An 11,078-nucleotide genomic window follows, 5' to 3' on the forward strand; every position below is an offset into this window, starting at 1 on the left:
TCGACTCGTTGACCTCGGTGGAGCTGCGTAACCGGCTGGCCTCGGCGACCGGGCTGCGACTGACTGCGACCCTCGTCTTCGACTACCCGACCCCGACCCGCCTCGCCGAGCACCTGCACGAACGGCTCGACCAGACCACGGGCGGCGACCGGACCCTCGCCCCGACCGCCGGCCCGGCCGCCTCCGACGAGCCCATCGCCATCATCGGCATGGCCTGCCGCTACCCGGGCGGAGTGGCGACTCCCGAACAGTTGTGGACTCTGGTCGCCTCCGGTGGGGACGCGATCGGCGGGTTTCCCACCGACCGGGGCTGGGACCTGGACGCCCTCTACGGCCCGGACGCGGACCGGGCGGGCACGTCGACGACCCGGCAGGGCGGCTTCCTGTACGACGCCGCCGCGTTCGACCCCGGCTTCTTCGGCATCTCGCCCCGTGAGGCCCTGGCCATGGACCCGCAGCAGCGGTTGCTGCTGGAGACCTCGTGGGAGGCGTTCGAGCACGCCGGAATCGACCCGACCAGCGGCCACGGCACCATCACCGGTGTCTTCATCGGTGCCGCCTCCTCCGGTTACGCCGCCAGCGGCAGCGACGGCCTCGAAGGGCTCGAAGGTCACCTGTTGACCGGCACCGCCGGGAGCGTCGCCTCCGGCCGGGTCGCGTACACGTTCGGTCTGGAGGGCCCGGCGGTCACCGTCGACACGGCGTGTTCGTCGTCGCTGGTCGCCCTGCACCTGGCCGCCCAGGCGCTGCGCTCCGGCGAGTGCGAGATGGCCCTCGCCGGTGGCGTGGCGCTGATGGCCGCCCCGGGCATGTTCTCCGAGTTCTCCCGGCAGGGCGGCCTGGCTCCGGACGGGCGGTGCAAGGCGTTCGCCGGGGGTGCGGACGGCACCGGCTGGGGTGAGGGCGTGGGCATGCTGCTCGTGGAACGCCTCTCCGACGCCCGGCGGCGGGGGCACCGGGTCCTCGCCGTGCTGCGGGGCACGGCGGTCAACCAGGATGGTGCGTCGAACGGGTTGACCGCGCCGAATGGTCCGTCGCAGCAGCGGGTGATCCGGCAGGCCCTGGCGAACGCCCGGCTGACCGTGGCGGATGTGGACGCGGTGGAGGCGCACGGCACGGGCACCACGCTGGGTGACCCGATCGAGGCGCAGGCGCTTCTTGCCACCTATGGGCAGGATCGTGCCGAGCCGTTGCTGCTGGGGTCGATCAAGTCGAACATCGGTCACACGCAGGCCGCCGCCGGTGTGGCGGGTGTCATCAAGATGGTCCTCGCCATGCGGCACGGGCTGGTGCCGCCGACCCTGCACGTGGACGAGCCGTCCCCGCACGTCGACTGGAGCACCGGGGCCGTCACCCTGGCCACCGAACCGACGCCCTGGCCGCAGACCGGCCGGCCGCGTCGGGCGGCGGTGTCGTCGTTCGGCATCAGCGGCACCAACGCCCACGCCATCATCGAGCAGGCCCCGGCCGACACCCCGGCACGCCCCGAACGCCCCACCGCGCTGCCCGGGCTGGTCGGCGCCGACGCCGTACCGCTGGCCGTCTCGGCCCGCAGCGCCCGCGCGCTGCGCGACCAGGCGGCGCGGATCCGCGGCCACCTCGCCGAGCGGCCGGACCTCGACCTGGTCGACCTCGGCTACTCGCTCGCCACCGGCCGCGCCCACCATGCGTACCGGCAGGTGGTGGTCGCCGCCGACCGCGACGACGCGCTGGCCGGGCTCACCACGCTGGTCGAGGCGGACCACCGCGCCAGCGTCGGCGACGGTACGCCCAAGGTCGTCTTCGTCTTCCCCGGCCAGGGCTCCCAGTGGGCGGGCATGGCCCTCGACCTCCTGGAGTCCTCGCCGGTCTTCCGGCGGCGGATGGGGGAGTGCGCGGCGGAGCTGTCCCGACTGGTCGACTGGTCGATCGAGGACGTCCTGCGCGGTGCCCCGGACGCCCCGGCGATGGACCGCGTCGACGTCGTCCAGCCGCTGCTCTTCTCCGTCATGGTCTCCCTCGCCGAGGTGTGGAAGGCCTGTGGCGTCCGGCCGGACGCGGTCATCGGCCATTCGCAGGGCGAGATCGCCGCCGCCTGCGCGGCGGGCGCGCTCACCCTGCCCGACGCGATGCGGCTGGTCGTGGCCCGCAGCCGGGGCCTGCTCGCCATCTCCGGACTCGGCGGCATGGTCTCCGTGCCGCTCTCCGCCGCCGACACCGCGCAGCTCATCGCGCCCTGGGCGGACACCCTCTCCGTCGCGGCGTTGAACGGGGCCAGCGTCACCGTCGTCTCCGGCGACGCCACGTCCGTCGCCGAGCTGCTCGCCACCTGCGCGGAGCGTGGCATCCGGGCCCGGCAGATCGCCGTCGACTACGCCTCCCACTGCGGTCACGTCGAGGCGGTCCGCGAGGACCTGGCCGCCGCGCTCGGCACGATCGTGTCCCACCCGACCGAGGTGGCCTTCCACTCCACCGTCACGGGTGATCTGGTCGACACCACGGAACTGGACGCCGAATACTGGTACCGCAACCTGCGCGAGCCGGTCCGCCTCGCTCCCGTCGTCGACGCGCTGATCGCCGCCGGATACCGGACGTTCGTGGAGGTCAGCCCGCACCCCGTCCTCAAGGTGGTGGTGCAGGACGCGCTCGACCGGGCCACCGCCGACCCGGCGGACCAGCCCTCCGCAGCCGGACAGCCCGGCATCGTGGTTGGCTCCCTGCGCCGCGACGAGAACGGCCCCCGCGAGATCCTCGCCGGGCTCGGCGGCCTGCACGTGGCCGGCGTGCCGGTCGACTGGGCCACCGTCTTCGCCGCCTCCGGCGCGACGCGGGTGGATCTGCCGACCTATGCGTTCCAGCGGGAACGGTTCTGGCCCGAGGTGGCGTCCTGGCGGGCCGGTGACGTGTCGGGGGCCGGCCTTGCCGCCCCCGGCCATCCGCTGCTCGGCGCGGCGGTGCGGCTCGCCGGTGACGACGGGGTGGTGCTGACCGGTCGCCTGTCGGTGTCGACGCACGCCTGGCTGGCCGACCACGTGGTGTCGGGTGCGGTGCTGGTGCCGGGCACGGCGCTGGTGGAACTGGTGGTGCGGGCCGGTGACGAGGTGGGCGCGTCGCGGGTTCGGGAGCTGACGGTCGCCGCTCCGTTGTCGTTGCCGGCCTCCGGCGCGGTCCGGGTGCAGGTGCGGGTCGGCGACGCCGACGACGCCGGGGCTCGGGACGTGGCGGTCTACTCACAGCTCGACGATGTCGACGCCGAGTGGATCCGGCACGCCGAAGGTGTGCTGGAAGCGGCCGTCGACGAGGAACCCGGCCTCACCACGTGGCCGCCGGCCGGCCCGGAGACCGATCTCACCGGCTGGTACGACACGCTCGCCGGACACGGCCTGTCGTACGGGCCGGTGTTCCAGGGCCTGCGCCGGGTGTGGTCCGGTGACGACGAGGTGCACGCCGAGGTCGCCCTGGCCGACGGGGTGACGGACGTGTCCGGCTTCGGGGTGCACCCGGCGCTGCTCGACGCGGCGTTGCATCCGATCGGTCTGCTGCTGTCGGGGGACGGGACGTCCGGTCCCCGGGTGCCGTTCGCGTTCGAGGGTGTGCAGGTGCACGCCTCCGGGGCCCGTGTGCTGCGGGTGCGGCTGAGCCGGTCCGGTGCCGGTGTGCGTCTGGTGGCGGTGGACGAGTCGGGTGCGCCGGTGGTGTCGGTGGACTCGCTCGTGCTGCGGGAGATGGGTGCCGTCTCCACCCCGGGTGCCGTCGACCGTTCCCTGTTCGAGGTCTCCTGGCAGGCGGAGGAGATCACGCCGGCCGGGGACGTCTCCGGCTGGGCGGTCCTGGCGGCCGACGCCGCCCCGCTCCCCGTCGACCTGCCCGGGGTTCCGGCGTACGCGGACGTGGCGGCGCTGCTGGCCGCCGTCGAGGCGGGCGGAACCCCGCCGGAGGTGCTGATGCTGCCGGTGCCGGCAGCGGCCGCCGACGTCCCGGTGCCGGCGGCGGTGCGGGCGCTGACGACGGACGTCCTGACCACCGTGCAGGCATGGCTCGCCGCCGACGCGCTCGCCGACTCCCGGCTGGTGGTGCTCACCCGCGACGCCCTGGCGATCCGACCGGGCGACCGGGCCGGTGACCTGGCCGGGGCCGCCGTGTGGGGTCTGCTGCGTTCGGCGCAGTCGGAGCATCCGGGCCGGATCGTCCTGGCCGACCTCGACCGTGGACCCGACGTCGACATGGTGGCCCTGCTCGCGTCGGTGGCCGGCGACCCGGCCCCGACCGGTGGGCAGCTCGCGTTCCGGGGCGGCACCGTGTTCGTACCCCGGGTCGTCCGACCCGGCACCGACCGGCTCGTCCCGTCCACCGATCTCTGGCATCTCGCCGCGGTGGAGCCGGGGACGGTCGACGGCGTCGACCTGGTCGTCGGCACCGACCTGCCCCTGGCGGCCGGTCAGGTACGCGTCGCGGTGCGCGCCACCGGCGTGAACTTCCGTGACGTGCTGATCGCGTTGGGCATGTATCCGGATTCCACTGCGGTCCTGGGCAGTGAGGGTGCGGGGGTGGTGCTGGAGGTCGGTCCGGAGGTGACCGATCTGGTGCCCGGTGACCGGGTGTTCGGGTTGTTCGAGCCGGGTTTCGGTCCGCAGGTGGTGGCGCAGCGGGAGCGGATCGCGCGGGTGCCTGCTGGCTGGTCGTTCGTCGAGGCGGCCTCGGTTCCGGTGGTGTTCCTGACTGCGTACTACGCCCTGCGTGACCTGGCGGGTCTGCGGGCGGGTGAGTCGGTGCTGGTCCACTCGGGTGCGGGTGGTGTGGGTATGGCGGCGATCCAGCTCGCGCAGCATTTGGGTGCGACGGTGTATGCCACGGCGAGTCCCGGTAAGTGGGGGACGTTGCGGGAGTTGGGTGTCGCCGAGGAGCGGATCGCGTCGTCGCGGACCACGGAGTTCGAGGGCGTGTTCCGGGCCGCGTCGGGTGGCGCGGGTGTGGATGTGGTCCTGGACGCCCTGGCCGGTGAGTTCGTGGACGCGTCGTTGCGGTTGTTGCCGCGTGGTGGTCGGTTCGTGGAGATGGGCAAGACCGACGTCCGCGATCCCGAACTCGTCGCCGGGCAGCACCCGGGCGTGACCTACCAGGCGTTCGAACTCAACCAGGCCGGCGGGGAGCGGATCGGGCAGATGCTGTCCGAGCTGCTCGCTCTCTTCGAGCGGGGTGCGTTGCGGCCGTTGCCGGTTCGGGTGTGGGACGTGCGGCAGGCGCGGCAGGCGTTGCGGCACATCAGTCAGGCCCGGCACGTCGGCAAGGTCGTCCTCACCGTTCCCGCTCCGCTGGACCCGGACGGCACGACGTTGATCACGGGTGCGTCGGGCACCCTCGCCGGTGTGGTGGCCCGGCATCTGGTCGCCACGGGCCGGTCCCGTCGGCTGCTGCTGGCCTCGCGCAGTCTGCCCGCCGAGGGCAGCGACTACGCGACGCTGGTCGCGGAGCTGACCGGTGCCGGGGCGGACGTGACGACGGTGTCGGTGGACGTCGCCGACCCGGAGCAGGCCGCCGCCCTGGTCGCCGGGGTGGACGCGGCGCGTCCGCTGACCGCCGTGGTGCACTGCGCGGGGGTCATCGCCGACGCCACGATCGGGTCCCTGGACGCGGACGCTCTGGCCACCGTCATGCGTCCGAAGGTCGACGCCGCGTGGGTGCTGCACGAGGCGACGGCCGGTCTGGACCTGTCGGCGTTCGTGGTGTTCTCGTCGATCGCGGCGACGCTCGGTTCGCCCGGTCAGGGCAACTACGCGGCGGCGAACGCGTTCCTCGACGCCCTCGCCCAGCAGCGGCGGGCGCAGGGCCTGCCCGCGACCAGCCTCGCCTGGGGACTCTGGGCCACCACCAGCAGCATGACCGCCCACCTCGACGCCAGCGAGCACCGGCGGGCCATCCGCGCCGGCAGCGCCCCGCTCACCGACACCGAGGGGCTCGCCCTCTTCGACGCCGCGCAGCGGCACGGTGGCGCGCACGTCGTCCTCATGAAGGTGCCGGCGGTCGCGGACGGACCGGACGCGGACCGGGTGCCCGCGCTGCTGCGGGACCTCGTGCGCCAGCCCCGCACCCGGCGGCGCTCGGCGGCCCGTGGTGCCGTCGAGCTGTCGACGGCCGAGCGGCTCGCCGCGCTCAGCCCGGTCGAACGGCGCGGCCAACTCCTCGACCTGGTCGCCGGCAGCGTCGCGGCGGTGCTCGGCCACCGTTCGGCGGAGAGCGTCGACCCGCTGCGGCCGTTCAAGGAGATCGGCTTCGACTCGCTGACCTCGGTCGAGTTGCGTAACCGGCTGGCCTCGGCCACCGGGCTGCGCCTGCCGGCGACCGTCGCCTTCGACTACCCGACCCCCGTCGTGCTCGCCGACTTCCTGGACCGGGAGATCGGCGGTCGGGTCGCCCCGGCACCGACCCCGGCCGCGGTCTCGACCACCGACGTCGACGAACCGATCGCCATCGTCGGCATGGCCTGCCGCTTCCCCGGCGCCGTGCAGACCCCCGAGCAGCTATGGGACCTGGTCACGGCCGGGGCCGACGTCATCGCGCCGTTCCCCACCGACCGGGGCTGGGACGTCACCGCCCTGCGGACCGACACCGGGGACGACACCGCCGTCCCGCGCAACGGCGGCTTCCTCTACGACGCCGCCGACTTCGACGCCGCCTTCTTCGGCATCAATCCGCGCGAGGCCCTGGCCATGGACCCGCAGCAGCGGCTGTTGCTGGAGACCTCGTGGGAGGCCTTCGAACGGGCCGGCGTCGACCCGCTCACCGCCCGGGGCAGCAGCACCGGCGTCTACGTCGGCCTGATCTACCACGACTACGCCGGCAAGGCGCTCGGCACGTCCGACGAACTCGACGGGTACGTCGGCAACGGCAGCGCCGGCAGCGTCGCCTCGGGGCGCATCTCGTACCTGTTCGGGCTGGAGGGGCCGGCGGTCACCGTCGACACCGCCTGCTCGTCGTCGCTGGTCGCCCTGCACCTGGCCGCGCAGGCGCTGCGGCAGAACGAGTGTGGGCTCGCCCTCGCCGGTGGCGTCAGCGTCATGTCCACCCCCGGCATGCTCGCCGAGTTCTCCCGCCAGCGTGGCCTGTCGCCGGACGGGCGGTGCAAGGCGTTCGGCGCGGGCGCCGACGGCACCGGTTTCGCCGAGGGCGTCGGCATGCTGCTGCTCGAACGGCTCTCCGACGCCCAGCGCAACGGGCGGCGCATCCTCGCCGTCGTCCGGGGCAGCGCCGTCAACCAGGACGGGGCGAGCAGCGGCCTCACCGCCCCGAACGGCCCGTCGCAGCAGCGGGTGATCCGCCAGGCTCTCGCCAATGCTCGGCTCGCTCCCGCCGACGTGGACGCGGTCGAGGCCCACGGCACCGGCACCGCCCTCGGTGACCCGATCGAGGCACAGGCCCTGCTCGCCACGTACGGGCAGGACCGGCCGGCGGACCGCCCGCTGCTCCTCGGCTCGGTCAAGTCGAACATCGGCCACGCCCAGGCGGCGGCCGGTGTCGCCGGTGTGATCAAGATGGTCATGGCGATGCGTCACGGGCGGTTGCCGGCGACCCTGCACGTGGCCGAGCCGTCCCCGCACGTCGACTGGACGGCCGGCGCGGTCGAACTGCTCGCCGAGCCCCGCCCCTGGCCGCAGGTGGACCGGCCCCGCCGGGCCGCCGTCTCCTCGTTCGGCATCTCCGGCACCAACGTCCACACCATCCTCGAGCAGGCCCCCGAGGCGACGCCCACGCCGGCCGCGCCGGCCCCTGCCGTGCTCGGTGACCTGACCACCCCGTGCGTGCTCTCCGCCCGCACCGGCCCGGCCCTGCGCGGGCAGGCGCAGCGGCTCCGTGCCTGGCTGGCCGAGAACCCCGACACCGGACTGCCCGACCTCGGCCACGCGCTGGCCACCGGACGCTCCGCGTTCGAGCATCGCGCGGTGCTGTTGCCCCGGGACCGGCAGAGTCTCCTCGCCGGCCTCGACACGATCGTCGACGACCAGCCGTCCTCCATCGTGGTGCGCGGTACGGCCCGCACCGGCCGGCTCGCCGTCCTCTTCTCCGGTCAGGGTGCGCAGCGCGCCGGCATGGGCCGGGAACTGTACGGAATGTTCCCGGTGTTCGCCGCCACGTTGGACGAGGTCTGCGGTCACCTGGACGCGCTGCTGCCGCAGCCGCTGAAGCCCATCCTGTTCGCCACCGAAGGGTCGCCGGAGGCGGAGCTGCTGGACCAGACCGTGTTCACCCAGGCCGGTCTGTTCGCGGTCGAGGTGGCCCTGTTCCGTCTGGTGGAGTCGTTCGGGATCGTTCCCGACTTCGTCGGCGGTCACTCGGTCGGTGAGATCACCGCCGCCCACGTGGCCGGGGTGCTGTCCCTGGCGGACGCGTGCGTGCTGGTGGCGGCCCGGGGCCGACTGATGCAGGCCCTCCCGACCGGCGGGGGCATGCTCGCGGTGGCCGCACCGGAATCCGAGGTCGCGGAGACCCTCGCGGGCCTGACCGACCGGGTCGGTGTCGCGGCGGTGAACGGCCCGTCGGCCGTCGTCGTCTCCGGTGCGGTCGAGGCGCTCGACGAGGTGGAGCGGATCTGGCGGGAACGCGGTGCGCGGACGCGTCGGCTGCGGGTGAGCCACGCCTTCCACAGCCCGCTGATGGAGCCGATGCTCGACGGGTTCCGGGCCGTGGTCGAAGGGCTGACCTTCGGCGCGCCGCTGCTGCCGGTGGTGTCGAACCTGACCGGTGCGCTCGCCGACGCCGACGAGATCCGCACCGCCGACTACTGGGTGCGGCACGTCCGCGAGGCGGTCCGCTTCGCCGACGGCATCGGCTACCTGCGGCAGCGCAACGTCGGCACCTACCTGGAGGTCGGGCCGGACGGTGTCCTCGCCGGCATGACGCAGGACTGCCTCGCCGAGGGCACGGCCGACGGCACCGGCCCGGTGGTCGTACCGACCCTGCGCAAGGGCCGTACCGAGGCGTCCGCGCTGCTCGCGGCCCTTGCCGAGGCGTACGTCGGTGGGGTCGCCGTCGACTGGAGCCCGCTGACCGGCGGCTCCGGTGGCAACCGGGTGGACCTGCCGACGTACGCGTTCCAGCGGGAGCGGTTCTGGCCCGAGGCGGTGGCCTGGCGCACGGGCGACGTGTCGGGGGCCGGGCTCGCGGCGGCGGAGCACCCGCTGCTGGGTGCCGCCGTCCGGCTCGCCGGTGACGACGGGGTGGTGCTGACCGGCCGGTTGTCGGTCTCCACCCACCCCTGGTTGGCCGACCACGTGGTGTCGGGCTCGGTGCTGGTGCCGGGCACCGCACTGGTGGAGCTGGTCGTGCGGGCCGGCGACGAGATCGGTGCCTCCCGGGTACGCGACCTCACGGTCGCCGCGCCACTGTCCCTGCCGGCCTCCGGTGGGGTCCGCGTGCAGGTGCGCGTCGGTGCGGTCGAGACCGGTGGACGGGACGTCGCCGTGTACTCGCAGCCCGACGACGATGCCGACGCCGAGTGGATCCGGCACGCCGAGGGTGTGCTGGAGGCCACCACGGATGACGAGCCGACCATCGACGCGTGGCCCCCGTCGGCCCCGGAGACCGACCTGACCGGCTGGTACGACGCGCTGGTGGGACACGGTCTGTCGTACGGGCCGGTGTTCCAGGGGTTGCGTCGGGTGTGGTCGGGTGACGGCGAGGTGTTCGCCGAGGTGGTTCTGCCGCAGGGGTCGGCGGATGTGTCGGGGTTCGGGGTGCATCCGGCGTTGTTGGATGCGGCGTTGCATCCGATCGGGTTGTTGGATGCGGGGTCGGGTTCGGGTCCTCGGGTGCCGTTCGCGTTCGAGGGTGTGCAGGTGCATGCGTCGGGTGCGCGGGTGCTGCGGGTGCGGCTGAGCCGGTCCGGTTCGGGTGTGCGTCTGGTGGCGGTGGACGAGTCGGGTGCGCCGGTGGTGTCGGTGGACTCCCTCGTCCTGCGGGAGCTGACCGGTGTGGTCGCCACCCCGGCCGCCGCCGCCCGGTCGCTGTTCGAGGTGACCTGGCAGACCGAGGACGTCACCCCGGACACCGCCCCGACGGCCTGGGCCCTGCTGGGCACCCCGCACGCCGTGGCCGACCTTCCCGCTGCGCCCGTCTACGCCGACGTGGCGGAGATGGTGTCCGCCGTGGCGGCGGGAGCCGCCCCGCCCGAGGTGGTTCTGCTGCCGCTGCGGGGTGCGGTCGACGCCCCGGTGCCGCAGGCGGTACGGACCCTGGTCGACGACGTCCTGGCGACGGTGCAGGAGTGGCTCACGGCTGACGTACTGGCTGACACCCGGCTGGTGGTGGCGACCCGGGGTGCGGTGACCGCACAGGACGACGAGCGGGTGGGCGACCTGGCGGGTGCGGCGGTGTGGGGTCTGCTGCGCTCGGCACAGTCGGAACACCCGGACCGCATCGTGCTCGCCGACACCGACGAGACCATCGACGCGCGGGCGCTCGGCGTGCTGGCGGCCGTCGCGGCGGACCAGTCCACCAGCGGCGGGCAGCTCGCGATCCGGGGCGACCGGGTGTTCGTGCCCCGGCTCGTCCGGCAGGCCGGCGCGGAGCTGACCCCGCCGGCCGACGGCCCGTGGCACGTGGCCGCGGTACGTCCCGGCACCCTGGACGGCGTCGAGATCGTCCCGACCACGCCGGTCGAACTGGCTCCCGGCGAGGTCCGCATCGCGGTGCGCGCCACCGGCGTGAACTTCCGTGACGTCCTCATGGCGTTGGGCATGTACCCGGACCCGGCCGCCGTGATGGGCAGCGAGGGCGCGGGCGTCGTGCTCGAAGTCGGTCCGGACGTCGAGGGTCTCGTCCCCGGTGACCGGGTGTTCGGGTTGTTCGAGCCGGGTTTCGGTCCGCAGGTGGTGGCGCAGCGGGAGCGGATCGCGCGGGTGCCTGCTGGCTGGTCGTTCGTCGAGGCGGCCTCGGTTCCGGTGGTGTTCCTGACCGCGTACTACGCCCTGCGTGACCTGGCGGGTCTGCGGGCGGGTGAGTCGGTGCTGGTCCACTCGGGTGCGGGTGGTGTGGGTATGGCGGCGATCCAGCTCGCGCAGCATTTGGGTGCGACGGTGTATGCCACGGCGAGTCCCGGTAAGTGG

1 protein-coding gene is annotated in these 11,078 nt (G+C 74.0%); it reads left to right on the top strand.

What is annotated here, in order from left to right; genetic code table 11:
* Positions 1–11,078 (top strand): SDR family NAD(P)-dependent oxidoreductase (locus tag ACIBJE_RS31435; RefSeq protein ID WP_396753911.1); only part of this gene is annotated, 11,078 nt, incomplete at both ends.

It is taken from the genome of Micromonospora sp. NPDC050187 (assembly GCF_044459745.1).
Taxonomy (GTDB): Bacteria; Actinomycetota; Actinomycetes; order Mycobacteriales; family Micromonosporaceae; genus Micromonospora.